Source organism: Streptomyces sp. NPDC127117 (genome assembly GCF_042677325.1).
Classification (GTDB): domain Bacteria; phylum Actinomycetota; class Actinomycetes; order Streptomycetales; family Streptomycetaceae; genus Streptomyces.
The window spans coordinates 226,991-252,539 of record NZ_JBHXTM010000006.1; the positions used below are offsets into that span (position 1 = coordinate 226,991).

Genomic DNA, 25,549 nt, shown 5'->3' on the forward strand with positions numbered 1-25,549 from the left:
TTTCTTTACACTTCAGGGGCATACGTGGGGTGATCCGACAGGGGGAGCGATGACGTTGCAGCGCTACGCGACGACCGCGGGGTTCGCGCACGGAGCGATGCCCGCACAGCCGGGGGCCCCGGCCAGGGCTGCGTCCGGCCCGCACGCGCCCGTCGTGCGTGATCTGCGGGAGCGGGCCGGACGCAGCCCGCGCGGCCTGCGCTTCGCGGCGGGCGACGTGGTGGTGGTCTCCGGGCTGCCCGGCAGCGGCAAGTCGACGCTCATCCGGCGCGCGGTGACGACGGCGCACGCCATCGACTCCCAGGACACCCGGGACCGCTGGGCACGGTCCGTGCCCCGGTTATTCCCGTACGCCCTCTACCGCCCGCTCGTCCGCGCCGCCCACTACTGGGGGCTGTGGCGGGTGCTGCGTTCCGGGGAGTCCGTCGTCGTCCACGACTGCGGGACGCAGTCGTGGGTGCGCGGCTGGCTGGCCCGGGACGCGCGGCGGCGGGGCCGGGTGCTGCACCTGGTCCTGCTCGACGTCACGCCCGATGTCGCGCGGGAGGGCCAGCGCGAGCGCGGACGCGGCGTATCGGGATACGCCTTCGCCCGGCACCGCAGGGCGGTGGGCAGGCTGCTGCGGGCGGCCGGGGCGGGGCTGCTGCCGCCCGGGTGCGGCTCGGCGGTGCTGCTGGACCGGGAGGCGGCGGGGCGGCTCACCCGGATCGACTTCGCGGACGGGCGGCCCGGGGACCGGTAGCGGGGCCGGGCGGCGGCGGGACCGGGCGTTAATCTTCTGCCGGAAAGCTTGGGCGAGAAGGGGAAGCAGTGGACGTTCCGGCGCAGGTCCAGTCCCATCCGCAGGGCGGATGGCCGGCCAATGAGCTCGAAGAAGTGCTGATGGCCTCGGTGGGCAGCCCGGAGGCGGGCGGGCGGCTCGTCGAGGTGCTCGGCCGCAGCCAGGTCTGGGTGCCGCTGCCCAACGGCGGCGGACCCGACTCGGGCGCGCTGGACCTGCCGACGATGGAGATCGAGGGCGCCCCGTACGTCCCCGTCTTCAGCTCCGAACAGCAGTTCCTCGCCTGTGTCGGCGCCCATATGTCCTTCACCGTCGCGCCCGCCCGCGACTTCGCCCGCGGACTGCCCCCGCAGCTCGGCATCGCGGTGAACCCGGGCGGCGCGGTCGGGATGCCGCTGCCGCCGCCCGCCGTGGCCGAACTCTGCCGGGCCGGGCGCACCCCGCTGGACGGGCCGGCCGGCGGCGGCAGGGTCCGGCTGTACGAGCCGGACTGGAAGGAGGAGCCGGTCGACTTCCTCGCCGCGGCGGCCGGTGAGTTCGAGGAGAGCGGCGTGGTGCTCTCCGCCCGCCGGGCGCTGGCCAGCATCGAGGGCGGCGACCCCGTCCTCTTCATCGGCGTCGAGTTCTCCACCTGGGACGGCGCGGGGCGCAATGCCCCGATGGACGCCCTCGGCCGCGCTCTGGGCCGGGTCGAGGTTCCCTGGCCGGTCAATCTCGTACTGCTCGATGTGGCACAGGACCCGGTCGGTGACTGGATGCGGGAGCGGGTCCGGCCGTTCTACCAGCGAGCGGGCATATAGAACCCGGCGCGGGGCCCGCGCCGGGCACCGGTGGGGAACACCGCTTCGACCCATGGCGTCAAGTCGGTGTCAGGACCGGCGCATAAGCTGGTTTCATGGCCGGTGCCTCGGCATCAGGCCGCACCCGTGTGCCCGGGGCGGCGGGCCGACACAGTGGATCGAAGAGGGGCGGGACCAGGTGAGTGCGTCAGGCACCGCGGCGGCCGGGCAGGTCGAGCACATGCTGCGCCAAGTGACGCCCGGACGCTACGACGCGTACGAGGCGCTGCTGCAGGCCCTCGCCGGCGGCCGGATCTGGATGCTCCTCTGGCAGGGCCAGGCCGGATCGCCCGACGCCCAGTACGGAAACATGGAGGTCGACGGCCTCGGCTACGCCCCCTGTGTGACCTCCGCCCAGGAGCTCTCGGCCAGCGGCTGGAACCGCGCCCACGAGCTGGTCGACGGCCGGGACATCGCCCGCGCGCTCTTCCCCGACCGCTGGGGCATCTGGCTCAACCCGCACGCCCCGGGCGGCGGCGTCGGCATCCCCTGGCTGGACCTGCGCCGGATCGCCACCGGCCTCGACCGGATGCCCGCCGGCCCGCTCCGGCTCACCGAGCCGGCCATCGAGATCCCGCAGTTCTACGCCCTGCTCACGCAGAACGCCCACCACACCCCGGCGATCCGCTCGCTGCGCCGCGCCTGGGTGCAGCCCGCGCTCGGCGTCCCGTACCTCACCATCGGCCTCGACCTCTACGACACGAGCCCGCCCTCGGTGGACGCGGCGCGCGCGATGATGCAGCAGTCGATCTCCGCGGTCCCGGAGGGGCTGCCCGTCTCCACCGTCGCGATGTCCGACGAGTACGACCCGGTCGCGATGTGGCTGCGGGCCAACGCCCGCCCGTTCTACGACCGCGAGGCGCACGCCCCGGCGGCCCCCGTCGCGGGGTACGGCTACCCGCCGCAGGGCGCGTACTGACCGTTCCGGACGCCCGGTCGCGCGTTTCCGCGCCGGGAAGGCGGACGGGCCTTTCCCGCCACCCGTAAAGAGGGTGTTTCGCCCCCGGGGGCCCGAATGTGGTCGTACGTTCCTGATTTCCGGAACGCGGCCATAAGAAATCAACTCGCCCAATACGGAGGCTCGTTCATTCCTGCCGTGGCCCATCTCGCCGCGCATGTCCGAGATTTCCGTGCTCGGCACAACTCATGGTGAAAGCATCATGAATTCGCTCGCATGCCCTCTTCCGTATCAACTGACCTGTGTTCGGCGGGCGTTCACATCCGTCCGGATAACGGAACACCCCAGGGCGCATCACGGTTAGGCATCCATTCGCCTGTCGGTATGGCTACCAGTCGTAACGGCAATGAAGACTCCCGCAGCAAGGGCGTCTTGCCGCCTCTGCGTACGACTGACTGATCGTGCCGCCACAGCGGCCAGTTCGGCCCGGCCACCGCCGGTTGAGAGGGGTCCTTGCCACGATGACGGCACCACTGCACGAGCCGACCAAGGAAGCGGATCCGATCGCGGCCGGCGGTCCCGCAGTCGACTCCGGGGTGAAGAAGGTCGAGGGACGGTCGCTCAAGCAGATCGCCTGGAGCCGCCTGAAGCAGGACAAGGTCGCGCTGGCGGGCGGCATCACCGTGCTCGTCCTGGTCGTGGTGGCGGTCTTCGCACCGCTGATCGTGAACCTGTTCGGGCACCCGCCGAACGAGTTCCACCAGGACCTGCTCGACCCGCTGACCAATCTGCCCACGGGCAGCCTCGGCGGCGTGAGCGGCGACTACCTGTTCGGCGTCGAGCCCAACAAGGGCCGCGACATCTTCAGCCGGATCGTCTACGGCGCCCGGATCTCGCTGCTCGTGGCCTTCCTGGCCGCCCTGGTCGCCGTCGCCCTCGGCACCCTCTTCGGGATCATCGCCGGTTACTTCGGCGGCTGGGTGGACGCGGTGATCAGCCGGGTCATGGACGTGCTGCTCTCCTTCCCGCAGCTCCTCTTCATCATCTCCCTGGTCTCCGTCCTCCCCGACGACCTGCTCGGGCTCACCGGCAGCGGCGTGCGCATCGCCGTACTCGTCGCCGTCATCGGCTTCTTCGGCTGGCCGTATGTCGGCCGCATCGTCCGCGGACAGACGCTCTCGCTGCGCGAGCGCGAGTACGTGGAGGCGGCGCGCAGCCTCGGCGGCGGGCGGACGCACATCCTCTTCCGCGAACTGCTGCCCAACCTGGTGGCGCCGATCACCGTCTACGCGACGCTGATGATCCCCACCAACATCCTCACCGAGGCGGCACTCAGCTTCCTGGGCGCCGGTGTCCGGCCGCCGACCGCCTCCTGGGGCGGGATGCTGCGGGACGCGCTGGAGACGTACGAGCACGACCCGATGTTCATGGTCTTCCCCGGCGTGACGATCTTCATCACCGTGCTGGCCTTCAACCTCTTCGGGGACGGGCTGCGCGACGCCCTGGATCCCAAGGGAACCCGATAACCCACGACTTGCCCCTGCCGCATCGTCAGGTGGCTTTTCCCATGGTTCTCCGGCAAGCAACGGCCAGGGACCGCGATCTCGGAGGTTACGAGAAAATGTCCACAGTTACCTCGAAACGACGGCTCACCGCTGGTGCGGCCCTCGTGGTCGCGGCGCTGATGACCACCACGGCGTGCGGCGGCGGCGACGGAGACGGCGACGGCGGCAAGTCGAAGGCCGCCGGCTTCAACGCGGCGTTCAACAAGGTCGCCAACCCGTCCACCAAAACGGGTGGAACGCTGAAGATGGTCGGCAAGCAGGACCTCGACTCCGCCGACCCCCAGCGTGCCTACTACGGCATGGCCTGGGACTTCATGCGCTTCTACACCCGCCAGCTGGTCACGTACGACACCAAGCCGGGTGTGGCCTCCACCAAGCTGGTCGGCGACCTGGCCACCGGCCCCGGTGAGATCACGGACGGCGGCAAGACCTACACGTACAAGCTGCGCGACGGCCTGACCTGGGAGGACGGCTCCAAGCTGACCTCCAAGGACGTCAAGTACGGCATCGAGCGCATCTGGGCGACCGACACCATCACCGGTGGCCCGCAGTACCTGAAGCAGACGCTGGACCCCAAGGGCGAGTACAAGGGCCCCTACAAGGACAAGTCCGCGGACAAGCTCGGCCTCAAGGCGATCGAGACGCCCGACGACAACACCATCATCTTCAAGCTGCCCAAGCCCAACGGTGACTTCGAGCAGTTCCTCGCCATGCCGTCCGGCACGCCCGTGAAGGCGGACAAGGACACCGGCGCCAAGTACACCCAGCGCCCGTTCTCCTCCGGCCCGTACAAGTTCGAGTCGTACAAGCCGGGCAAGAGCATCGTGCTCGTCCGCAACGACAAGTGGCAGAAGGCCTCCGACCCGCTGCGCCCCGCGCTCCCGGACAAGATCACCGTGACGATCTCCGCCAACCTGGAGGAGAACGACAAGAAGCTGATGGAGGGCGACTACGACGTCGACCTCAACGGCACCGGCATGACCCAGTCCGGCCGCGTCACCGCCGTCCAGGACCACAAGGACAGCGTCGACAACATGCAGACGTCCTTCGTCCGCTACGTCGCGCTCGTCCACACCGCGAAGCCGCTGGACGACGTCCACTGCCGCAAGGCCGTCTTCTACGCCACCGACTTCGCCGGTCTCCAGCAGACCCGCGGCGGTGAGATCGCCGGTGGTGCGATCGCCAACAGCAGCCTGCCGGTCTCCATCAAGGGCCACAGCGACTACGACCCGTACGGCGTCCTCGCCCGCAAGGGCAAGCCGGACCTGGCCAAGGCCAAGGACGAGCTGAAGCAGTGCGGTCACCCGACCGGCTTCTCCACCAAGCTCACCGCCCGCAACAACAACCCGGGCGAGGTCGACGCCGCCGAGGCGCTCCAGGAGCAGCTCGGCAAGGTCGGCATCAAGATCGAGGTCGACCCGCTCGACGGCGCCGAGGCGTCCAGCATCACCGGCTCGCCGTCCGTCGTGAAGAAGCGCGGCTACGGCATGACGATGAGCGGCTGGGGCCCGGACTTCCCCTCCGGCCAGGGCTTCGGCCAGCCGCTGTGGGACAGCCGGTTCCTCTCGGACACCGGTAACTACAACGAGTCGCAGATCAAGGACCCGCAGATCGACAAGCTCTTCGACAGCGCGATCGCGGAGACCGACCCGGTCAAGGCCGGTGAGATCTACAAGCAGGTCGACAAGCGGATCCTCGACCAGGCCGACTGGATGCCCTTCATCTACGAGAAGAACATCACCTGGCGCGGCGACCGTCTGACGAACGCCTACATGTCCGACGCGTACAACGGCCGTTACGACTACGTCTCGCTCGGCGTCGTCAAGTAGCCGCTGTAGTCAACAGCATTCGCAGTCAACCCGGTTGACTGTTCCACCGCCGCCGAAACCCGCCAGTCCGAAGGGCAGGTGAGGGCCGGGGCGATGGCCGGGAGCCCCCACAAGGGGTTCCCGGCCACCGCCGGGCCGCACACAGTGCTTGCTTATCTCATCCGGCGCCTGTTCGCCGTAGTCATCATGGTGCTCGTCGTACTGCTCGCGACGTTCACCATCTTCTTCATGCTGCCCAAGTGGGCGGGTCAGGACGTCGCAGTCCTCTTCGCCGGCAAGGCCACGGGTGTCGAGCAGCTCCAGGGCATCCGGATCAAACTGGGTCTCGACGACCCCCTCCTCGTCCAGTTCTGGGACTTCGTCAAGGGCATCCCGATGGGACGCGACTACGCGAACGGTGCCGATGTCACCCACTGCGCCGCGCCCTGCTTCGGCTACTCCTTCCGCACGGAGGTCCCCGTCTGGACCACCCTCAAGGACGCGCTGCCCGTGACCGGCGCGCTCGCCGCCGGTGCCTGCGTGCTGTGGCTCCTCGGCGGTGTCGCCACCGGTGTGGTGTCCGCGCTCCGGCGCGGCAGCATCTGGGACCGCGCCGCGATGACCACGGCGCTCGCCGGTGTCTCGCTGCCGATCTTCTTCACCGGCATGGTCGCCATGGGCCTGTTCGTGCACAACTTCGGCTGGGTCCACATAGCCGACAACCTCTCCACGGACGACGGCATCGGCACCTGGTTCCAGACCCTGATCCTGCCGTGGATCGTGCTCGCCTTCCTGAACGCCGCGATGTACGCCCGCCTCACCAGAGCCACCATGCTCGAAGTGCTCGGCGAGGACTACATCCGCACCGCCCGCGCCAAGGGCCTGGGCGAGGGCACCGTCATCACCCGGCACGCCCTGCGGTCCGCGATGACGCCGATCCTCACCGTCTTCGGCCTCGACATCGGCGTGCTCCTCGGTGGCGCCGTCCTCACCGAGTCCACGTTCAACCTGCCGGGACTCGGGCTGGCCGCGGTCCAGGCGATCAGCAACAAGGACCTGCCGGTGATTCTCGGCGTCACCCTGTTCGCGGCTCTCGCGATCGCCGTCGCCAACCTCGTCGTCGACATCATGTACGCCGTCATCGACCCGCGAGTGAGGCTGGGATGACCGAACTGCACAAGAGCGGTGCCGCGCTGGGCGAACCCTCCCCGGCCGGCTCGCCCGCTCCCACCGCCTTCCTCGAAGTGCGCGACCTCAAGGTGCACTTCCCGACCGACGACGGCCTGGTCAAGTCCGTCGACGGGCTGAACTTCCAGCTGGAGAAGGGCAAGACCCTCGGCATCGTCGGCGAGTCCGGCTCCGGAAAGTCCGTCACCTCGCTGGGCATCATGGGCCTGCACACCACGGGCCAGTACGGCAAGCGCAAGGCACAGGTCTCCGGCGAGATCTGGCTGGACGGCAAGGAGCTGCTGTCCGCCGACCCCGACGAGGTGCGCAAGCTGCGCGGCCGCGACATGGCCATGATCTTCCAGGACCCGCTGTCCGCGCTGCACCCGTACTACACGATCGGCAAACAGATCGTGGAGGCGTACCGGGTCCATCACAGCGTCGACAAGAAGACCGCCCGCAAGCGGGCGATCGAGATGCTCGACCGGGTCGGCATCCCGCAGCCCGACAAGCGCGTCGACAGCTACCCGCACGAGTTCTCCGGCGGCATGCGCCAGCGCGCGATGATCGCCATGTCGCTGGTCAACAACCCCGAGCTGCTGATCGCCGACGAACCGACGACCGCCCTGGACGTCACCGTCCAGGCGCAGATCCTCGACCTGATCCGGGACCTGCAGAAGGAGTTCGGCTCCGCGGTCATCATCATCACCCACGACCTGGGCGTCGTGGCCGAGCTCGCCGACGACATCCTGGTGATGTACGGCGGGCGCTGCGTGGAGCGCGGACCGGCCGAGAAGGTGTTCTACGAGCCCCGGCACCCCTACACCTGGGGCCTGCTGGGCTCGATGCCGCGCCTGGACCGCGACCAGACCGACCGGCTCATCCCGGTCAAGGGTTCGCCGCCGTCGCTCATCAACATCCCGTCGGGCTGCGCCTTCAACCCGCGCTGCCCGTACGCGGACGTGCCCAAGGACGACGTCACCCGCACCGTACGGCCCGAGCTCCAGGAGGTCGGCGGCCGGCACTGGGCGGCCTGCCACATGTCGCCGGAGCAGCGGGAGCGTATCTGGACCGAAGAGATTGCGCCCAAGCTGTGAGCGAGGACAAGGCCGTGACGAGCGAGGACAAGGGCGTCGACGTTCCGGCGCAGAGGTCGGCCGGTGACACCGCCTCCCGCGAGGTGCTGCTCAAGGTGACCGGGCTGCAGAAGCACTTCCCCATCAAGAAGGGGCTGCTGCAGCGCAACGCCGGTGCCGTGAAGGCCGTCGACGGGATCGACTTCGAGGTGCGCTCGGGGGAGACCCTGGGCGTCGTCGGCGAGTCGGGCTGCGGCAAGTCGACGATGGGCCGGCTGATCACCCGGCTGCTCGAACCCACCGCGGGGAAGATCGAGTTCGAGGGGAGGGACATCACACACCTCGGCGTGGGCGGCATGCGCCCGATGCGCCGGGACATGCAGATGATCTTCCAGGACCCGTACTCCTCGCTGAACCCGCGGCACACGATCGGCACGATCGTGGGCGCCCCCTTCAAGCTGCAGGGCGTCACGCCCGACGGCGGCGTCAGGAAGGAGGTGCAGCGGCTGCTGGAGGTCGTGGGCCTGAACCCCGAGCACTACAACCGCTATCCGCACGAGTTCTCCGGCGGTCAGCGCCAGCGCATCGGGATCGCCCGCGCACTGGCGCTCAACCCCAAGATGGTCGTGGCGGACGAGCCGGTGTCGGCGCTGGACGTATCGATCCAGGCGCAGGTGGTGAACCTGCTCGACGACCTCCAGAGCGAGCTGGGCCTCACGTACGTGATCATCGCCCATGACCTGTCGGTGGTCCGGCACGTCTCGGACCGGATCGCGGTGATGTACCTCGGCAAGATCGTGGAGCTGGCCGACCGCGAGTCGCTCTACAAGGCGCCGATGCACCCGTACACGAAGGCGCTGCTCTCGGCGGTGCCGATCCCGGACCCCAAGCGCCGTTCGGTCAAGAGTGAGCGGATCCTGCTCAAGGGCGACGTGCCCTCGCCGATCTCACCGCCCAGCGGCTGCCGTTTCCACACCCGGTGCTGGAAGGCGACGGAGGTCTGCAAGACGCAGGAACCGCCGCTGGCCGCGCTGAAGACCGGGCACCAGGTGGCCTGCCACCACCCGGAGAACGCGCCCGACCAGGTGCCCGGCGAGACGGTGACGGCGGCGGCGCGCGAGGCGATCCAGATCGTCGACGTGCAGAAGCCGGATGCTGCCGAGGCAGCGGAGGCCGCCGAGGGCGCCGAGGCGGAGGGTGGCGCAGCCTCGCCCGATACGCAGGAGGACAGCACGAAGGAGTAGTACCGGCACAATTGCCCGGTGCTCAACGAACTGTTCACGCCCTCCGTCCAGCATGCGCTCGACATCGTCGGAATCTTCGTCTTCGCGATCTCCGGCGCTCTGCTCGCCGTACGCAAGAACTTCGATGTCTTCGGCATCGCGGTGCTCGCCGAGGTGACCGCACTGGGCGGAGGGCTGTTCCGTGACATCGTCATCGGGGCGGTCCCGCCCGCGGCGTTCACGGATCTCGGCTACTTCACCACCCCGCTCCTCGCCGCCGTCCTGGTGTTCTTCATGCACCCGCACGTCGAGCGGATCCAGGTCGGCGTCAATGTCTTCGACGCGGCGGGCCTCGGGCTGTTCTGCGTCACGGGCACGGTCAAGGCGTACGACTACGGCCTGGGGCTCACCGCGTCGGCGGCCCTCGGCCTCGCCACCGCGGTCGGCGGCGGTGTGCTGCGTGACGTACTGGCCAACGAGGTGCCCTCGCTGCTGCGCTGGGACCGCGACCTGTACGCGGTGCCCGCCATCGTCGGTGCCACGATGACCGCCCTCTGCATCCGCTTCGACGCGCTCAACGCGGTCACCAGCGGCACCGCCGTGATCGTCGCCTTCGTGCTGCGTCTGCTGGCGATGCGCTACCACTGGCGGGCCCCGCGCGCCTACAACCGGAAGTCCGCGTCGGCCGAGGAGGGCCCGGCGACCACCTGAGACATGTTCCGGCTTCCGGGAGACATATTCCGGCCAAAAAGCTACCGCTCAGTAATACAATCGGTGTACGGTGCATCGCATGGCACAGGCAGCAGAGCAGGCGGCGCGGACCGCACAGGCGACCATCGGGGACAGCGAGTTCGACCGCGACACCGCCGTCACCCTTCGCGAAGAGGGCGTCTACGACGCCGAACTCTCCGCCGGATGGACGATCATCCACGCCGTCAACGGCGGATATCTGCTGGCCACGCTGGGCCGCGCGCTCGGCCAGGCCCTGCCGCACCCGGACCCCTTCTCCGTCTCGGCGCACTACCTCACCGCGTCCGTCCCCGGCCCCGCGGTGATCCGGACCCAGACCGTCCGCACCGGCCGAACCCTCTCCACCGGCCAGGCCTCCCTCTTCCAGTTCGCGGAGGACGGCACGGAGATCGAGCGCATCCGGGTCATCGCCACCTATGGCGACCTGGACGGCCTGTCCGACGAGGTCCGTACGTCGGCGAAGCCGCCGGCCATCCCGCCGGCGGAGCACTGCCTCGGCCCGGGCGACGGACCCGCCCCGATCCCCGGCAGCTCCGCCATCACCGGGCGGCTCGACATCAAGCTCGACCCTGCGACGGTCGGCTGGGCCGTCGGCGCGCCCTCCGGCAAGGGTGAGATGCGCGGCTGGTTCGGCCTCGCGGACGGCCGCGACGCCGACCCGCTCTCGCTGCTGCTCACCGTCGACGCGCTGCCGCCCACCTCGTTCGAGCTGGGCCTCAAGGGCTGGACGCCCACCATCGAGCTCACCACCCACATCCGCTGCCGCCCGGCCCCCGGCCCGCTGCGCGTCTCCATCACCACCCGCAACCTCGCGGGCGGCTTCCTGGAGGAGGACGCGGAGGTCTGGGACAGCGCGGACCGGCTGGTGGCCCAGTCCCGCCAACTGGCACGCGCACCGCGCTCCTGACGACCGGCCGCGGCCGGGGCCGGGGCGCGGGCGAAGGCGGCGGACAGGAGAAGCTGGTGAGGTGAAATCCGACCGGCTGCTCTCGATCCTCCTGCTGCTCCAGACCCGCGGTCTGGTGCCCGCCACCGAGCTGGCCGAGCGCCTCGAAGTCTCCGTACGCACCATCTACCGTGACATCGAGGCGCTCTCCGCCTCCGGCGTCCCGGTCTACGCCGAGCGCGGGCGGCACGGCGGCATCGCGCTGCTGCCCGGGTTCCGTACCGATGTCACCGGGCTCACCGCCGACGAGGCGCGCGCCCTCTTCGTCCTCGCCGCCGAGGGCGCCCATGCCGCGCTCGGCCTCGACGAGGCGCTCGGCTCCGCGCTGCGCAAGGTGATGGCGGCCCTGCCCGAACCGCACCGGCCCGCCGCCGAACTGACCAGCAGACGGATCCTGGTCGATCCGGTGCGCTGGATGAGCGGCCCGCAGCCGGCCGTCGATGTGGCCGAACTCCACGACGCCGTCTTCGCCGACCGGCGGTTGCGGCTGGACTACCGCCACAGCGGTACGAGTACCCCGCGCACCTACACCGTCGATCCGTACGGCCTCGTCGTGAAGGCGGGCGTCTGGTACCTGGTGGCGGACCGGGACGGGGTGCCCCAGCTCTTCCGGGCCGACCGGGTGCGGCGGGCCGTTCTGACGGATGAACCGGTCGTACGGCGGCCCGGGGTGGAGCCGGCGGACCTGTGGGACACCCTGCGCAGACAGGTCGAGGAGCGGCCGGGGCGGGTGCGGCTGCTGGTACGCGTGCACCGCTCCCGGCTCGATCTGTTCCTGCGCTTCCATGCCGGATCCCTGACCGGGGAACCGCGGCCGGAGGAGCCCGAGGAGCCCGAGGGGCCGGAGGAGCCCGAGGCGGGCGAGGCGGGCGAGGCCGGAGAGGGGCGCGGGGAGTGGCTGCGGGCCGAGCTGGCCGTGGACTCGGTCGAGAGGGCCCGTGCCCTGCTCTCCTTCGGCCCGAACGTCGAAGTGCTGTCACCGCCCGAGGCCCGCGATGTCCTGGCCCGGCACGCGGCGGCGGTCGTGGCGCTGTACGGGCGGGCGGGCGCGGAATGATCCGGAAGAGCGGCCCCGGCGCCTGTCCGGCGGATCAGGGCTGACGGGTCTCGGGGGTGTCGCTCCCGCCGGCTCTCAGGGGCTGTCGCTCCCGCCGGTGTCGTCCAGCCAGTGCAGCCTGCCGAGGGTGACCAGTCTCAGCCGGCGGCGGGCCACCCCGGCCACCTCCCGCTCGCCCTCCGGCCCCGCGTCCAGCAGCGCCGACGCGGTGATCACCATGTGGTCGACGTAGAGGCCGCCGAGCATCAGCAGGTCCTCGTCGCTCCAGCCCCGGGACTGCGGCTCCTCGGCGAGCGCCGCCGCCACCTCCTCGGCGAACCGCCGCAGTTGGGCCGCTATGGCCTCGCGGACCGGGCCGACGCCGCCGTGCTGCTCGCGGGCGATGAAGCGGAAGTGGGCGGGCTGTTCGCCGACATGGCGCAGGATCAGCTCGACGCTGCGCCCCAGGCGCTGCTCGCTGTCGCCGGTCTCGGCGAGGACCGCGCCGATCATTCCGTGCAGGCTGCCCAGCGCCTCCTCGACGAGCGCCACACCGAGTGCCGCGGTGTCCTCGAAGTGCCGGTAGAAGGCGGTGGGCGTGACGCCCGCGACCCGGGTCACCTCGCGCAGCCCGAGGCTGCTGAGGCTCTGGTGCTCCAGGAGTCCGAGTGCGGCATCCAGCAGTGCCTGACGGGTTCTCAGCTTCTGGGTCTGTCGGACGCCGACGGTGTGACTCATGCCATTCAGTAAACAACTGTTCTCCGGGGCGGGGAAGTGGCGAGCGGGTCTAGACTGACAAGTCAGTGAACAGTCGTACTCTCAAAAGCTCGTGGAGAGCCCGCGGAAAGGCTGAACATGATCGTCCTCGTCGTCGCCCTGCTCCTGCTCGGGATCGTGCTCGGAGCGGTGGCCCAGATCCCGCTGCCGCTGAGCCTCGTATGCGCCGCCGCGATCGGCTGCTGGCTGCTGGTCTTCGCCGTGCGGGAGCGGGCGGGTGCGCGGCGCCGTTCGCGGTGACCGTCGCTCCGGCCGCCGTTCCCGAAGTCGCCCCGCCCATCGATCCGAAGGAGCCCGCACCATGACACTCGCCGCATCGGTCCACCACCCGGAGACGGATGACGGGACGACGACCGCCGGGGCCGAAGCCGGACCCGACCCCGTGGCCGCCGAGACCCGGCCGGGCAGCCGCAGCGCCCGGACCCGGGACGCCGACGGGCTGGCCGTCGCCTCGTTCGTGCTGGGGCTCGTCGGTCTGCTGGTGATGAACATCCTGCTCGGCCCGGCCGCGATCGTCATGGCGGTCATCGCCCTCGCCCGTTCCACTTCCCGCCGCGGCCGCGCCTTCCTCGGGCTCGCGCTGGGCATCGCCGACCTCGTGGTGCTGGCCTGCCTGGTCACCGGCTCCGGCACCGTGTCCTGGAACTTCGCCGGCTGACGCGGTCCGCATACGACCGGCAGGACACGGCCCGCCGCCCACGGCCGGCCACACGTACGAGCCGCCACGCACGACCGGATCGGGCTCCGGATCGGTGCGGGCCACCGGGCGCCGCGCGCGGTGCGCGGGGACCGGGCCGCGATGCGCCCGCCGTACGCCCCGCCGGGGCTCGTAGAATCGAGCCCACCATGGCTTACCTCGACCACGCCGCGACCACGCCGATGCTTCCGGAAGCGATCGAGGCGATGACCGCCCAGCTCGCCGTCACCGGCAACGCGTCCTCACTGCACGCCGCCGGGCGCCGGGCCCGCCGTACCGTCGAGGAGTCGAGAGAGACCCTCGCCGATGCCCTCGGCGCCCGCCCCAGCGAGGTGGTCTTCACCTCCGGCGGCACCGAGGCCGACAACCTCGCCGTGAAGGGCCTCTACTGGGCCCGCCGCGACGCCGACCCCCGCCGCACCCGGGTGCTGGCCAGCCCGGTCGAGCACCACGCGGTGCTGGACGCCGTCGACTGGCTCGCCGAACACGAGGGCGCGAACGTCGAATACCTCCCCGTCGACGGATACGGCCGCGTCCACCCGGACGTACTGCGCGAGGCGATCCTCCGCGACCCCGACGACGTCGCGATGGTCACCGTGATGTGGGCCAACAACGAGATCGGCACCATCATGCCGGTACGCGAACTGGCCGCTGTGGCCGGCGAGTTCGACGTACCGATGCATGCGGACGCGGTGCAGGCGTTCGGGCAGCTGGAGGTCGACTTCGCCCGGTCCGGGCTGGCCGCGATGACGGTCAGCGGGCACAAGATCGGCGGCCCCTTCGGCATCGGCGCGCTCCTGCTCGGCCGCGAACACACCCCCGTACCCGTGCTCCACGGCGGTGGCCAGGAGCGGCACGTCCGCTCGGGCACCCTCGATGTGCCGGCCGTCGCCGCGTTCGCCCTGGCCGGGCGGCTGGCCGCCGACGGGCGCGAGGAATTCGCCCGTGAGATCGGCGGGCTCCGCGACGATCTGGTCGCGGCCGTGCTGGCGGCCGTGCCCGACGCCGTCCTCGGCGGCGACCCGGCCCCCGGCGGGCGGCTCCCCGCCAACGCCCACTTCACCTTCCCCGGCTGCGAGGGCGACTCCCTGCTGCTGCTGCTGGACGCCCAGGGCATCGAGTGCTCCACCGGCTCCGCGTGCACCGCCGGGATCGCCCAGCCCAGCCACGTACTGCTGGCCACCGGCACCGATCCGGACCTGGCCCGCGGCACCCTGCGCTTCTCGCTCGGCCACACCTCCACCAAGCAGGACATCGACGAGGTGGCCCGCGCGATCGGACCGGCGGTGGAACGGGCACGGACAGCGGGACTCAGCTGAGCCCGGGGCGGTACGCCTGGCCCGGTGCTCACCCCGGGGGCCGGGCGCTCACCGCTTCTCGGCCGCCCGGACCAGCTTCAGATACCGGTCCCAGTCCCAGTGCTCGCCAGGATCGGTGTGGTCCGTGCCGGGCACCTCCACGTGCCCGATGATGTGCTCCCGGTCCACCGGCATCCCGTACCGCCCGCAGATCGCCGCCGTGAGCCGCGCCGAGGCCCCGTACATCGCCGCCGTGAAGTCCTGCGGCCGGTCCACGAAGCCCTCGTGCTCGATCCCCACACTGCGCTCGTTGTACGACCTGTTCCCCGCGTGGAACGCCACGTCCAGCTCACGGATCATCTGCGTCACATGGCCGTCCTTGCGCACCACGTAATGCGCCGCCGCCCCGTGTCCCGGGTCCTGGAAGACCTTCACCGCGCTGTTGTAGCTGCCCTGGGTGACATGGATGACGACCCGGTCGACCGTGTAGTCGTCGGGGCGGTCGGCCCGCCGCCAGTTCGCCGAGGACGCCGATATCCACTGGGCCCGCGCGAAATCCACCTCGCCGGGCTTCCGGGGCTTCTCCACCCCCGGCAGCCGCCACCAGGCATGCTCCAGCTGCTCCCGCGCCAGCGCGGCCGTGCCCACGGCCGTGACGGCGGCGCCGATCAGCAGCCCGCGCCGGCTGATGCCGCGCCCGGACTTCGCGCCCGCGGAGCTCTTGGCGCCCGATGTCCCCTTGGTCCCCATGTGATCCACAACGCATATCCGAGAGCGTTCGGTTCCCGGCGCCCCGTACCCTGGTGGAGCTATGACTGAGACTTCCCTGCGCCCCCTCCGTGTGCTCGCCGCCATGTCGGGCGGTGTCGACTCCGCCGTCGCCGCGGCCCGCGCCGCCGAGGCGGGCCACGACGTGACCGGTGTGCACCTCGCCCTCTCCGCGAACCCGCAGTCCTTCCGTACCGGGGCGCGCGGCTGTTGCACGATCGAGGACTCCCGCGACGCCCGCCGCGCGGCGGACGTCATCGGCATCCCGTTCTACGTCTGGGACCTGGCGGAACGCTTCCGCGAGGACGTCGTGGACGACTTCATCGCGGAGTACGAGGCGGGCCGCACGCCCAATCCGTGCCTGCGCTGCAACGAGAAGATCAAGTTCGCCGCGCTCCTCGACAAGGCCCTCGCGCTCGGTTTCGACGCGGTCTGCACCGGCCACTACGCCACCGTCGTGCTCAACGAGGACGGCAGCCGCGAGCTGCACCGCGCCTCCGACATGGCCAAGGACCAGTCGTACGTTCTCGGCGTCCTGGACGAGAAGCAGCTCGCCCACGCGATGTTCCCGCTCGGCGACACCCTCACCACCAAGGACGAGATCCGCGCCGAGGCCGAGCGCCGTGGCCTGGCCGTCGCCAAGAAGCCCGACAGCCACGACATCTGCTTCATCGCCGACGGCGACACCCAGGGCTTCCTGGCGAGCCGCCTCGGCACCGCCGAGGGCGACATCGTCGACGAGTCGGGCACGAAGGTCGGCACCCACGAGGGCGCCTTCGGCTTCACCATCGGCCAGCGCAAGGGCCTGCGCATCGGCCACCCCGCCCCGGACGGCAAGCCGCGCTACGTCCTGGACATCTCCCCGGTGAACAACACGGTCACGGTCGGCCCGGCCGCGTCCCTCGACGTCACCGCCCTCACCGCCATCAAGCCCCGCTGGTGCGGCACCGCCCCGTCCGGCCCCGGCGCGTACACCGCCCAGCTCCGCGCCCACGGCGGCGAGACCGAGGTGACGGCCGAGCTGGCCGACGGGACGCTCAGCGTCTCGTTCGCCGAGCCGGTACGGGGCGTGGCCCCCGGCCAGGCGGTCGTCCTGTACGACGGCACCCGCGTCGTCGGCTCGGCGACGATCGCGACGACGGTGCGCAGGGAGACCGCGCCGGCCGGCTGACGGGCGGGCGGTTTCGGCGAAGTCGGAGTTGACATCGCAACGCCACGGTCCCGGTCGCCCTGGCGCCGCCGCTGATCGTGCGGCCGGCCGACGCCACTGCCCGGTGCCCTCGCCCACGCGGCGATGCCCCGCGCGGCCACGTCCGACCCCTGTACGGGCGTGGATGCGCGGGGTGGTCCATGGGCTCAGGAGGCCTGGCGCAGGGGGGCGTGGCGGGCGAAGAACTCCGTGAGCACCGGGGCCACCGCCTGCGGGGCCAGATCGCGGGTCTGGCCCGTCAGGGTGCGGTGGCGGGCGCGGGGGAGGGTCTCCGCGAGGGCGCGGGAGGCGAGGCGGGACGGGGTGGGGCTGGAGCCGCCGCAGATCACCAGGGTGCGGGCCGTGACGGAGGCGAACCGGGCGGCCGGGATCGCGCCGGTGCCGAGGATCGCGTCGTCGTACGCGAGGGTGTGCGCCATCGCCAGCAGGTCGCTCCACAGCGGGGCGCGGCGCATGCGGGCGATCATGTCGGCCGGCACGCCCGTCACCGACAGGAACAGCTCGACGGCTCCCGCGCGGTCCCCGGTGGACAGCAGCCGGTGCAGGCGCGAGGTGCAGCACACCTTGTACTGGAGGCCCGAGGCGCCCGGCGTGTACGGCGGTTCGTAGACGGCCAGAAGGTCGACGGGGAGGCCGGCGGCCTGTGCCTCCAGGGCCAGGGCCCCGCCGGCGCTCATGCCGAAGACGGAGGCCCGGCCGCCCGACGCGGAGACGAGCGCGGCCAGGTCCTCGATCTCGCGTTCCACCGCGTACGGAGTGCTGTCGCCGCTGGAGCCGCGGCCGCGCCTGTCGTACGTGACGACATGGAAGTGCGGCGCGAGCAGACGCGCCAGCGGCGCCTCGGTCACCGCCGTGCCCAGCGAGCCGCCGACCAGGATCACCGACGGGCCTTCACCGCGCCGCCGGTACGCGATCAAGGTGCCGTCGCGGGAGAGAATCTTGTCCATGCGAGGGTGGACCGCCGGGCCCGCGAAAACTCATCGCTCTCGCCGAAGTTTTTCTGAAATTCTTCGATTGCCCAGGTCAGGGCCCTTCTTGACGATCAGTCGGACGTGGTGTCGCCGACGGTCACGGTGTCGTAGAAGCAGAAGTGGTCCTTGATCGCGGCGACTTCGGGCTTCGGCTCCGGGTAGGCCCAGACGAGATCCGCGGCGTCCGGGAGCGACCAGTACGAGGCATCTCCCTTGAACGGGCAATGGGTTCGGGTGTCCGAGGCCGTGAGGAGTTCGGTACGGACGTCCTCGGGCGGCAGGTAGTAGCGGACCGGGCAGCCGGTCTCGCGCAGGACGAGCGGGCGCCGGCTCTCGGCGAGCACCCGCCCGTCGCGGACCACACGTACATGCTCGGTGCCGGGCTCGACCGTGATGCGGTGTCCTGGTGACGTAGTCATGTAAAGGTCAGCCGTTTCGCGGACCGGATTCTTCCCCGGCCATTCAAGGTGGCCGGTTTCCCACCGGGCGCCGGGGCTGTCGGCGGTGGCCCTTACGGTTGGTCCATGAAGATCTGCGTATTTCTCTCCGCCGCCGACCTCGACGAGCGCTACACCCGGCCCGCCCGCGAATTCGCCGAGCTGCTCGGCAAGGGCGGCCACACCCTGGTCTGGGGAGGCTCGGAGAGCGGGCTGATGAAGGTCGTCGCCGACGGGGTCCAGGAGTCGGGCGGGCGGCTGGTGGGGGTGTCGGTGGACTTCCTGGCCGCGAAGGCACGGGCCAATGCGGACGAGATGGTGATCGCCCGTGATCTCGCCGAACGCAAGGCGCTGCTCCTGGAGAAGGCCGACGCGGTCGTGATCATGGTGGGCGGCACCGGGACGCTCGACGAGGCGACCGAGATCCTGGAGCTGAAGAAGCACGGCAAGCACGACAAGCCGGTCGTCCTGCTCAACACCGCGGGCTTCTACGACGGGCTGCGCCAGCAGTTCCAGCGCATGGAGGACGAGGGCTTCCTGCCCGTCCCGCTGACCGACCTGGTGTTCTTCGCCAAGGACGGCGTGGGCGCGCTGGCCCACCTGGAGGAGTGGTCCGGCCTGCGGTGACGGGGCGGCGGGGGTGCGATCATGAGGGCATGCCCACTCATGTCATCACCGGTGCCGGCTCCGGCATCGGAGCCGCCGTCACCCGCCGTCTGCTGGAGCGCGGTGACGAGACCGTGCTGTTCGCCCGCGACGCGGGCCGCGCCAAGGAGCTGGCCGCGCTCCACCCAGGCGCCCGTACGCTCGTCGGCGATCTCTCCAACCCGGACCGGCTGTCGTGGGCGCTCGCCCAGCAGGCGATGCCGGAGCGGATCGACTCGCTGCTGCACATCGCGGGCGTGGTCGAGCTCGGCAGCGTCGGGGACCTCACGCCCAAGGCCTGGCACTTCCAGCTCAACGCCAACCTGGTCGCGCCCGCCGAGCTGACCCGGCTCTTCCTGCCGCAGCTGCGCGTCGCCCAGGGCCACGTCCTCTTCGTGAACTCGGGCGCCGGCCTCGCCGCGCACGCCGAGTGGAGCGCGTACGCCGCGAGCAAGCACGGCCTGAGGGCCCTCGCCGACTCGCTGCGCCACGAGGAGCACGGCAACGGCGTCCGGGTCACCTCCGTCTACCCGGGGCGCACCGCCAGCCCCATGCAGGCCAAGGTCCACCAGCAGGAGGGCAAGGAGTACGACCCCTCCCGCTGGATCGACCCGGAGTCGGTGGCCACCACGATCCTGATGGCCATCGACCTGCCGCGCGACGCCGAGGTCAACGACCTCACGGTGCGCCCCGGGCGCTGAGCGACGCGGACGCCGGTGGTGGCCCGGCGCGGCCTTAGGCTTCCCGTGTGAGCGAGAAGAGCAAGTTCAGCGGTTGCCCGGCCAGCGGGATCGGGTCCATGCCCGGAGGAGACGCGCGGGAGGCGGCGAAGACCGTCACCGGCTCCTTCGCGGGCGGCGAGGGCCTGCCGTATCTGGCGGAGCTGCCCGCCCGCGGGCCCGGTGCGGACATGATCGGACGGACCATCGGGCTGCTCGTCGACCTGTACGGGCACGTCGAGCCCAGCGGCTGGCGGATCAGCGACCGGCCCGGACGCGACACCCGCCGGGCCAGGTCCTGGCTCGGCGAGGACCTCGACGCCCTGGAGGAGTTCACCCAGGGGTACGAGGGGCCGCTCAAGGTCCAGGCCGTCGGCCCCTGGACGCTGGCCGCCGCGCTGGAGCGCCGGGGCGGCGAGGCCGCGCTCGGCGACCCGGGTGCCTGCCGCGACCTGGCGGGCTCGCTGGCGGAGGGGCTGCGCGCCCATCTCTCGGAGGTGCGGCGCAGGGTGCCCGGCGCCGAAGTGATCCTCCAGCTCGACGAGCCGTCGCTGACCGCCGTACTGCGCGGGCGGGTCAGGACGGCCAGCGGCTACCGCACCTACCGGGCCGTGGACCGCCAGGTCGTCGAGGGCACCCTGCGCGATGTCCTGGCGGCGGCCGGGGACGGGACGACGCTCGTTCACACCTGCGCGCCCGAGGTGCCGTTCGCGCTGCTGCGCCGGGCCGGCGCCGGTGGCATCTCCTTCGATTTCTCGCTGCTCACCGAGCGTGAGGAGGACGCGATCGGGGAAGCCGTCGAGGGCGGCACCCAGCTCCTCCTCGGAGTGGTGCCGGGCACCGACCCGGCCTCGGGCGGATTGTCGGACCCGGGCGGTAGCGTCATGGGTGTCAGGACGCTGTGGCGCAGGCTGGGGCTGAATCCGGGGACTCTGACGGAGTCCGTGGTGATCACCCCGTCGTGCGGGCTCGCGGGTGCCTCGCCCGCGTACGCGCGCGCCGCGCTCGCCCACTGCGTCCGGGCCGCGAGATCGCTCGCAGACAACCCTGAGTAACGGGGCAACGGGTAACGGGAGGACGAGACGATGGCCGGCGAACAGCAGACGACGGTGCCCGCACAGGCCCAGGAGCAGCACGCGCTCCTTGCCGAGCAGATCGAGGAGCACCGCTTCCGGTACTACGTGAGCGACCAGCCGGTCGTCAGCGACGCCGAGTTCGACCGGCTGATGCGCGAGCTGGAGGCGCTGGAGGACACGTACCCCCAGCTGCGTACGCCGGATTCGCCGACGCAGAAGGTCGCGGGCCCCTACCGGACGGAATTCACCTCCGTCGAGCACCGGGAGCGGATGCTCTCGCTGGACAACGCCTTCGACGATCTGGAGCTGGCCGCCTGGGGCGAGCGGATCGCCCGGGACGTCGGCACCACCGACTACCACTTCCTGTGCGAGCCGAAGGTCGACGGACTGGCGGTCAACCTCACCTACGAGCACGGGCGGCTGACCCGGGCCGCCACCCGCGGCGACGGCCGCACCGGCGAGGACATCACCCCCAACATCCGTACGATCGCCGAGATCCCGCACCGGCTGAAGGGCGACCGGATCCCGGCGCTGGTCGAGATCCGCGGCGAGGTCTTCTTCCCGATGGAGGCCTTCGAGGAGCTCAACGCCAGGCTCGTCGAGGCCGACGACAAGCCGTTCGCCAACCCGCGCAACGCGGCGGCCGGTTCCCTGCGCCAGAAGGACCCGAAGGTCACCGCCACCCGCCCGCTGCACATGGTGGTGCACGGCATCGGCGCCCGCGAGGGCTTCGACATCGACTGCCTCTCGCACGCCTACGAGCTGCTGCACGAATGGGGCCTGCCCACCGCCAAGTACAACAAGGTGGTGGATTCCCTAGACGGAGTACGGGAGTTCATCAGGTACTTCGGTGAGAACCGGCACTCCGTGGAGCACGAGATCGACGGCGTCGTCGTCAAGCTCGACGAGATCCCGCTCCAGGGCCGGCTCGGCTCCACCTCCCGCGCCCCGCGCTGGGCGATCGCCTGGAAGTACGCCCCGGAGGAGGTCAACACCAAGCTGGTCAACATCCGGGTCGGCGTCGGCCGGACCGGCCGGGTCACGCCGTACGCGCAGGTCGAGCCGGTCGAAGTGGCGGGCTCCGAGGTGGAGTTCGCCACCCTGCACAACCAGAACGTGGTGAAGGCGAAGGGCGTCCTCATCGGGGACACGGTGGTGCTCCGCAAGGCGGGCGACGTGATCCCGGAGATCCTCGGCCCGGTCGTCGACCTCCGTGACGGCACCGAGCGGGCGTTCGTCATGCCCACCGAATGCCCGGAGTGCGGTACGGAGCTGCGGCCCATGAAGGAGGCCGACATCGACGTCCGCTGTCCCAACGCGCGCTCCTGTCCTGCTCAGTTGCGTGAGCGCCTCGCCTATCTCGCGGGCCGCAAGTGCCTCGACATCGACCACTTCGGCTATGTCGCGGCCGCGGCCCTGACCAAGCCGCTGGAGCCCGCCGAGCCGCCGCTGCGCGACGAGGGTGATCTCTTCGGGCTGACCGTCGAGCAGCTGCTGCCGATCCGGGCCTATGTCCGGGACCAGGACAGCGGGCTGCCCAAGCGCGACCCGAAGACCGGGGAGGAGAAGACCGCCTGGGTCTTCGCCAACCAGCAGGGCGAGCCGAAGAAGAACGCCCTCGCCATGCTCGACGCCATCGCCGCGGCCAAGGAGGCGCCGCTGGCCCGGATCCTCACCGGGCTGTCCATCCGGCACGTGGGACCGATCGCCGCCGCGGAGCTGGCCCGCCAGTTCCGCTCCATCGACCGGATCGACGAGGCGACGGAGCAGGAGCTGGTCGAGGCCGACGGGGTCGGGGACATCATCGCCGCATCGGTGAAGCAGTGGCTCGCCGAGGACTGGCACCGGGAGATCCTGCGCAAGTGGCGGGAGGCGGGGGTCCGGATGGCCGACGAGGAGGCGGGGGAGGACACGGGGCCGCGTCCGCTCGAAGGCCTCACCGTCGTCGTCACCGGCACGCTGGCCGGCCACACCAGGGATGGCGCGAAAGAGGCGCTCCAGAGCCGCGGCGCGAAGGTGACAGGTTCCGTTTCGAAGAAGACCTCCTTCGTGGTCGTCGGTGACAACCCCGGTTCGAAGTACGAAAAGGCCATGCAGCTGAAGGTGCCGGTGCTGAACGAGGACGGCTTTGCCGTACTGCTCGATCAGGGTCCGGATGCGGCGCGCGAGGCGGCGGTTCCGGCCGAGGAACCGGCACTGTAGGCGGATCCCCGCCCCCGGACGGGGTATCGGAACAGAGCGATGGCCGTACGACAGGGAGGCGGGCGAATGGAGAGCAAGGCGGCAATAAGGTGCGTAGATGGGCAGGCCGGGGCAAGGGTTTCGCCGCTTCGGCCGGTTCACCCGATCGGCGCCTAGCAGATGCTGACGGATGGTCGGTCCGCATTCGGGCAAGAGCGTCAGAGCGCTGCCCGTAGAAGCCTTCCGCGGCCTACTGTTGAGACGTGCACCTGCCGTGTCCGGCCGCGGGGTGGGAAACCGGGTCGTGGCGGCATGGAACGGAACCATCGGGTGACATCGGCACCGCCGGCTGTGAGAGGGACGGAATGAAACCGACCGAGAGCGCCGCACCGGTGTCGCGGCTGCAAGGTTTCGTCGGCCTCACGCCAAAAGTGGGTGCCGTTGCCATGGCGATCGCCGTTGTCCAGATAGCGACCGGTTTCTACCGGACCGTGAGCGAGGGACACGCGCTCTTCCCCGACGGCAGGGCCGGCTGGTCCCTCGCCGTCCTGACCGGAATCATCGTCGGCCATCTCGTCGCCCTGGGCCGCGACCGCTGGTGGGGAGGGACCGGTTCCGGTGCCTCGCTCACCCTGGCCGTGCTGCTGCTCTACGGCTGGGTGCCCGCCGGGCTGGTCTCCCTGGTCGTCGTCGTCCTCGTCGGCGTCGCCCGCAGACACCGCTGGTGGCAGGGGCTGCTGCACGGCGCGGTGGACATCCTGGGGATCGGTGCGGCGGCCCTGGTGCTCGCCGCCTTCGGCGAGGTGCAGACCGTCGAATCCCCCTGGCAGCCACTCGACTGGGGCATCGACGCCGTCCCGGAGGTCCTCCTCGCCGCCTCCACCTACCTCCTGGTCACCCGGGTCCTGCTGTGGTACGCGAGGACACCCCAGGGCGGCGGACTGCCGACCATCGCCCGCACCGCACTGCTGCGCCAGGGCCTCGTCGCCCTCGCCCTGCTCGCCATCGCACCGCTGATCTGCGTCGTCGCGATGGCCACTCCGCTGCTCCTGCCGCTCTTCGCCGTCCCGCTGATCGCCCTCGACTCCGCCCTCTGGATCGCCAGGGCCCGGGCCGAGGAGCAGCTGCGCGACCCGCTGACCGGGCTGCCCAACCGGCAGTGGCTGCTGGAGCGCACCTGGACGGCCCTGGAGGACGCCGAATCGGTTGGCGCCAGATCCGCTCTGGTCCTGATCGACCTCGACCGTTTCCGTGCGGTCAACGACACTCTCGGCCATCTGGCGGGGGACCGGCTGCTGTTGCAGATAGCGGAACGCCTCAGACTCGCGCTGCCCCGGGGCGCGGAGGCCGCCCGGCTGGGCGGCGACGAGTTCGCGGTGCTCCTGCCGACCGCGGACTCCACCACCAGCGCCCAGCGGGTCGCCCGCCATCTGGTCGCCGAGCTGTCCTCCCCCCTGGACCTCGACGGACTGACCCTGGTGCTGGAGGCCAGCGCCGGAGTCGCCGTCTATCCGGACCACGCGCTGGACGCCGAGGGGCTGCTCAGGCGCGCGGACGTGGCGATGTACCAGGCCAAGCGGGACCGTACGGGCGTCGAGGTCTACGAGTCCAAGCGGGACAGCAACACCCCGGACCGGCTCGGGCTGCTGGGCGATCTGCGCCGCGCCCTGGACGCCGGCGAGGTCGAGCTCCACTACCAGCCGAAGGTCCGCTTCGACGGCCAGGTGGCCGGCCTCGAAGCCCTGGTGCGCTGGGTGCATCCGGAACGCGGCAGGGTTCCTCCGGACGAGTTCATCGCCATCGCCGAGTCGTCCGGCCTGATGCCGCATCTCACGGAGTACGTCCTGGAGACGGCGCTGGCCCAGGTCGCCCGGTGGCGGGCACAGGGACTGTTCGTCCCGGTCGCGGTCAACGTCTCCCCGCGCGACGTCCACACCCCCGGGTTCGCGGGCGGCGTCGCGGCTCGGCTCGCCCGGCACGGCGTCCCGGCCGGGGCACTGCAGCTGGAGATAACGGAACACGTGCTGCTGGAGGACCCGCAGCGCGCCGCCGACACGCTCGCCGGGCTGACCGGACACGGCGTGAAGATGTCCCTCGACGACTTCGGCACCGGGTACTCCTCGCTCGTCCATCTGCGCCGGCTGCCGGTCAGCGAGCTGAAGATCGACCGCTCGTTCGTGGCCCGGCTGGCCGTGGACAACGAGGACGCGGAGATCGTCCGCTGCACGATCGACCTGGCCCACTCGCTGGGTCTGCTGGTCGTCGCGGAAGGGGTCGAGGACGACGAGACCTGGGAGCGGCTGCGGGATCTGCGGTGTGACGCGGTGCAGGGCTGGCTGGTCGCCGCGGCGATGCCGCCGCAGGAGACCACGGCGTGGCTGCGGGCGCGCGGCGAGCACGGCTGGCGGCGCCCGGCCGAGCTGGCGGCCGCGGCGGCCGCCGCCGCGGCGGCAGCCGGTGCGCAGCCGGAACTGGAACAGCGCCCGCCGGGCCGGGCGGTCAATTCCCGGCCCGCGACGACCTGAGCCCGGGCGATCTGGGTCCGGGCGGCTTGAGCTCGCGGCGGTCTGAGTCCGGATGATCTGGGTCCGGGCGGCTTGAGCTCGCGGCGGCCCGAGCCACGGCGGCCTGGGTCCGGGCGGCTTGAGTCCGCGGCGGCCTGAGCCCCGGCGGCCTGGGTC

Annotated in this window: 24 protein-coding genes; 20 read left to right on the forward strand and 4 right to left on the reverse strand. The window is 71.1% G+C overall.

From position 1 onward, the window contains the following. Positions 1 to 49 precede the first annotated feature (49 nt). The 11 genes from ACFVH0_RS08405 to ACFVH0_RS08455 all read left to right on the forward strand — a co-directional run bounded on the left by ACFVH0_RS08405 (position 50) and on the right by ACFVH0_RS08455 (position 12,110). Positions 50 to 742: an AAA family ATPase gene (locus tag ACFVH0_RS08405; RefSeq protein ID WP_385818809.1), complete on the forward strand. Its 693-nt coding sequence runs from the start codon at positions 50 to 52 to the stop codon at positions 740 to 742. A gap of 68 nt (positions 743 to 810) precedes the next feature. Next, positions 811 to 1,581, forward strand: coding sequence for an enhanced serine sensitivity protein SseB (locus ACFVH0_RS08410; RefSeq protein ID WP_385818810.1), 771 nt, complete (start codon positions 811 to 813; stop codon positions 1,579 to 1,581). A 178-nt stretch (positions 1,582 to 1,759) separates the two neighbouring features. Further along, positions 1,760 to 2,539, forward strand: coding sequence for an enhanced serine sensitivity protein SseB C-terminal domain-containing protein (locus ACFVH0_RS08415; protein ID WP_385818811.1), 780 nt, complete (start codon positions 1,760 to 1,762; stop codon positions 2,537 to 2,539). Between the two features lie 500 nt (positions 2,540 to 3,039). Further along, positions 3,040 to 4,044 (forward strand): ABC transporter permease, encoded by a 1,005-nt coding sequence (locus ACFVH0_RS08420; protein WP_385818812.1) that lies wholly within the window; start codon positions 3,040 to 3,042, stop codon positions 4,042 to 4,044. Between the two features lie 95 nt (positions 4,045 to 4,139). Next, a complete protein-coding gene (locus ACFVH0_RS08425; protein ID WP_385818813.1) occupies positions 4,140 to 5,912 on the forward strand; it encodes an ABC transporter substrate-binding protein in 1,773 nt (590 codons plus the stop codon). Between the two features lie 144 nt (positions 5,913 to 6,056). Continuing rightward, complete coding sequence (locus ACFVH0_RS08430; protein ID WP_266431288.1) at positions 6,057 to 7,058, forward strand: ABC transporter permease; 1,002 nt, start codon at positions 6,057 to 6,059, stop codon at positions 7,056 to 7,058. After that, positions 7,055 to 8,155, forward strand: a complete 1,101-nt coding sequence (locus ACFVH0_RS08435; protein ID WP_266911859.1) for an ABC transporter ATP-binding protein — start codon at positions 7,055 to 7,057, stop codon at positions 8,153 to 8,155. Before ACFVH0_RS08430 ends, ACFVH0_RS08435 begins: the two co-directional genes overlap by 4 nt. Before the next feature lie 14 nt (positions 8,156 to 8,169). Beyond that, complete coding sequence (locus ACFVH0_RS08440) at positions 8,170 to 9,378, forward strand: ABC transporter ATP-binding protein (RefSeq protein WP_385818814.1); 1,209 nt, start codon at positions 8,170 to 8,172, stop codon at positions 9,376 to 9,378. Between the two features lie 18 nt (positions 9,379 to 9,396). Continuing rightward, the gene (locus tag ACFVH0_RS08445; protein WP_385818815.1) at positions 9,397 to 10,068 is read left to right on the forward strand and encodes a trimeric intracellular cation channel family protein; all 672 of its coding nucleotides are present in this window, start codon (positions 9,397 to 9,399) and stop codon (positions 10,066 to 10,068) included. Between the two features lie 79 nt (positions 10,069 to 10,147). Continuing rightward, positions 10,148 to 11,014 (forward strand): thioesterase family protein, encoded by an 867-nt coding sequence (locus ACFVH0_RS08450; protein WP_385818816.1) that lies wholly within the window; start codon positions 10,148 to 10,150, stop codon positions 11,012 to 11,014. A 61-nt stretch (positions 11,015 to 11,075) separates the two neighbouring features. Beyond that, positions 11,076 to 12,110: a helix-turn-helix transcriptional regulator gene (locus ACFVH0_RS08455; RefSeq protein WP_385818817.1), complete on the forward strand. Its 1,035-nt coding sequence runs from the start codon at positions 11,076 to 11,078 to the stop codon at positions 12,108 to 12,110. 75 nt (positions 12,111 to 12,185) lie between these two features. Here ACFVH0_RS08455 and ACFVH0_RS08460 read toward each other — a convergent pair whose 3' ends face one another. Further along, on the reverse strand, positions 12,186 to 12,827 hold the full coding sequence (locus tag ACFVH0_RS08460) for a TetR family transcriptional regulator (protein WP_385818818.1): 642 nt from the start codon (positions 12,825 to 12,827) through the stop codon (positions 12,186 to 12,188). A 117-nt stretch (positions 12,828 to 12,944) separates the two neighbouring features. Between ACFVH0_RS08460 and ACFVH0_RS08465 the strand changes: the two genes are divergently transcribed. From ACFVH0_RS08465 to ACFVH0_RS08475, 3 genes are all read left to right on the forward strand, one after another. After that, positions 12,945 to 13,106 (forward strand): hypothetical protein, encoded by a 162-nt coding sequence (locus tag ACFVH0_RS08465; RefSeq protein WP_385818819.1) that lies wholly within the window; start codon positions 12,945 to 12,947, stop codon positions 13,104 to 13,106. Positions 13,107 to 13,167: 61 nt separating this feature from the next. Further along, positions 13,168 to 13,524, forward strand: coding sequence for a DUF4190 domain-containing protein (locus ACFVH0_RS08470; RefSeq protein WP_385818820.1), 357 nt, complete (start codon positions 13,168 to 13,170; stop codon positions 13,522 to 13,524). 188 nt (positions 13,525 to 13,712) lie between these two features. Continuing rightward, entirely contained in the window at positions 13,713 to 14,882 is a 1,170-nt protein-coding gene (locus tag ACFVH0_RS08475; RefSeq protein ID WP_385818821.1) for a cysteine desulfurase family protein, read from the forward strand. Positions 14,883 to 14,930: 48 nt separating this feature from the next. On the opposite strand, the gene ACFVH0_RS08480 is transcribed toward ACFVH0_RS08475, so the two are convergent. After that, entirely contained in the window at positions 14,931 to 15,611 is a 681-nt protein-coding gene (locus ACFVH0_RS08480; RefSeq protein ID WP_385818836.1) for an N-acetylmuramoyl-L-alanine amidase, read from the reverse strand. A 61-nt stretch (positions 15,612 to 15,672) separates the two neighbouring features. On the opposite strand from ACFVH0_RS08480, the gene mnmA reads away from it, so the two are divergent. Further along, entirely contained in the window at positions 15,673 to 16,800 is a 1,128-nt protein-coding gene (gene mnmA / locus ACFVH0_RS08485; RefSeq protein WP_385818822.1) for a tRNA 2-thiouridine(34) synthase MnmA, read from the forward strand. Positions 16,801 to 16,985: 185 nt separating this feature from the next. On the opposite strand, the gene ACFVH0_RS08490 is transcribed toward mnmA, so the two are convergent. Both ACFVH0_RS08490 and ACFVH0_RS08495 read right to left on the reverse strand, forming a co-directional pair. Further along, positions 16,986 to 17,786 (reverse strand): alpha/beta fold hydrolase, encoded by an 801-nt coding sequence (locus ACFVH0_RS08490; protein WP_385818823.1) that lies wholly within the window; start codon positions 17,784 to 17,786, stop codon positions 16,986 to 16,988. Between the two features lie 95 nt (positions 17,787 to 17,881). After that, positions 17,882 to 18,229 (reverse strand): DUF427 domain-containing protein, encoded by a 348-nt coding sequence (locus tag ACFVH0_RS08495; RefSeq protein WP_385818824.1) that lies wholly within the window; start codon positions 18,227 to 18,229, stop codon positions 17,882 to 17,884. A gap of 105 nt (positions 18,230 to 18,334) precedes the next feature. Between ACFVH0_RS08495 and ACFVH0_RS08500 the strand changes: the two genes are divergently transcribed. From ACFVH0_RS08500 to ACFVH0_RS08520, 5 genes are all read left to right on the forward strand, one after another. Further along, a complete protein-coding gene (locus ACFVH0_RS08500) occupies positions 18,335 to 18,874 on the forward strand; it encodes a TIGR00730 family Rossman fold protein (protein ID WP_385818825.1) in 540 nt (179 codons plus the stop codon). 29 nt (positions 18,875 to 18,903) lie between these two features. Continuing rightward, complete coding sequence (locus tag ACFVH0_RS08505; protein ID WP_385818826.1) at positions 18,904 to 19,593, forward strand: SDR family oxidoreductase; 690 nt, start codon at positions 18,904 to 18,906, stop codon at positions 19,591 to 19,593. A gap of 47 nt (positions 19,594 to 19,640) precedes the next feature. Beyond that, positions 19,641 to 20,666 (forward strand): methionine synthase, encoded by a 1,026-nt coding sequence (locus tag ACFVH0_RS08510; protein WP_385818827.1) that lies wholly within the window; start codon positions 19,641 to 19,643, stop codon positions 20,664 to 20,666. A gap of 30 nt (positions 20,667 to 20,696) precedes the next feature. Next, positions 20,697 to 22,889 (forward strand): NAD-dependent DNA ligase LigA, encoded by a 2,193-nt coding sequence (gene ligA / locus ACFVH0_RS08515; protein WP_385818828.1) that lies wholly within the window; start codon positions 20,697 to 20,699, stop codon positions 22,887 to 22,889. A gap of 425 nt (positions 22,890 to 23,314) precedes the next feature. After that, the gene (locus tag ACFVH0_RS08520) at positions 23,315 to 25,393 is read left to right on the forward strand and encodes a putative bifunctional diguanylate cyclase/phosphodiesterase (RefSeq protein ID WP_385818829.1); all 2,079 of its coding nucleotides are present in this window, start codon (positions 23,315 to 23,317) and stop codon (positions 25,391 to 25,393) included. Positions 25,394 to 25,549: the final 156 nt, after the last annotated feature.

What these genes read in the sequence shown, in the direction of transcription:
- ACFVH0_RS08475 (WP_385818821.1), top strand. Translation starts at nt 13,713, where the DNA reads ATGGCTTACCTCGACCACGCCGCGACCACGCCGATGCTTCCGGAAGCG.
- mnmA (WP_385818822.1), top strand. Translation starts at nt 15,673, where the DNA reads ATGACTGAGACTTCCCTGCGCCCCCTCCGTGTGCTCGCCGCCATGTCG.
- ACFVH0_RS08470 (WP_385818820.1), top strand. Translation starts at nt 13,168, where the DNA reads ATGACACTCGCCGCATCGGTCCACCACCCGGAGACGGATGACGGGACG.
- ACFVH0_RS08490 (WP_385818823.1), bottom strand. Translation starts at nt 17,786, where the DNA reads ATGGACAAGATTCTCTCCCGCGACGGCACCTTGATCGCGTACCGGCGG.
- ACFVH0_RS08420 (WP_385818812.1), top strand. Translation starts at nt 3,040, where the DNA reads ATGACGGCACCACTGCACGAGCCGACCAAGGAAGCGGATCCGATCGCG.
- ACFVH0_RS08465 (WP_385818819.1), top strand. Translation starts at nt 12,945, where the DNA reads ATGATCGTCCTCGTCGTCGCCCTGCTCCTGCTCGGGATCGTGCTCGGA.
- ACFVH0_RS08425 (WP_385818813.1), top strand. Translation starts at nt 4,140, where the DNA reads ATGTCCACAGTTACCTCGAAACGACGGCTCACCGCTGGTGCGGCCCTC.
- ACFVH0_RS08460 (WP_385818818.1), bottom strand. Translation starts at nt 12,827, where the DNA reads ATGAGTCACACCGTCGGCGTCCGACAGACCCAGAAGCTGAGAACCCGT.
- ACFVH0_RS08405 (WP_385818809.1), top strand. Translation starts at nt 50, where the DNA reads ATGACGTTGCAGCGCTACGCGACGACCGCGGGGTTCGCGCACGGAGCG.
- ACFVH0_RS08435 (WP_266911859.1), top strand. Translation starts at nt 7,055, where the DNA reads ATGACCGAACTGCACAAGAGCGGTGCCGCGCTGGGCGAACCCTCCCCG.
- ACFVH0_RS08480 (WP_385818836.1), bottom strand. Translation starts at nt 15,611, where the DNA reads ATGGGGACCAAGGGGACATCGGGCGCCAAGAGCTCCGCGGGCGCGAAG.
- ligA (WP_385818828.1), top strand. Translation starts at nt 20,697, where the DNA reads ATGGCCGGCGAACAGCAGACGACGGTGCCCGCACAGGCCCAGGAGCAG.
- ACFVH0_RS08505 (WP_385818826.1), top strand. Translation starts at nt 18,904, where the DNA reads ATGCCCACTCATGTCATCACCGGTGCCGGCTCCGGCATCGGAGCCGCC.
- ACFVH0_RS08520 (WP_385818829.1), top strand. Translation starts at nt 23,315, where the DNA reads ATGGCGATCGCCGTTGTCCAGATAGCGACCGGTTTCTACCGGACCGTG.
- ACFVH0_RS08450 (WP_385818816.1), top strand. Translation starts at nt 10,148, where the DNA reads ATGGCACAGGCAGCAGAGCAGGCGGCGCGGACCGCACAGGCGACCATC.
- ACFVH0_RS08500 (WP_385818825.1), top strand. Translation starts at nt 18,335, where the DNA reads ATGAAGATCTGCGTATTTCTCTCCGCCGCCGACCTCGACGAGCGCTAC.
- ACFVH0_RS08495 (WP_385818824.1), bottom strand. Translation starts at nt 18,229, where the DNA reads ATGACTACGTCACCAGGACACCGCATCACGGTCGAGCCCGGCACCGAG.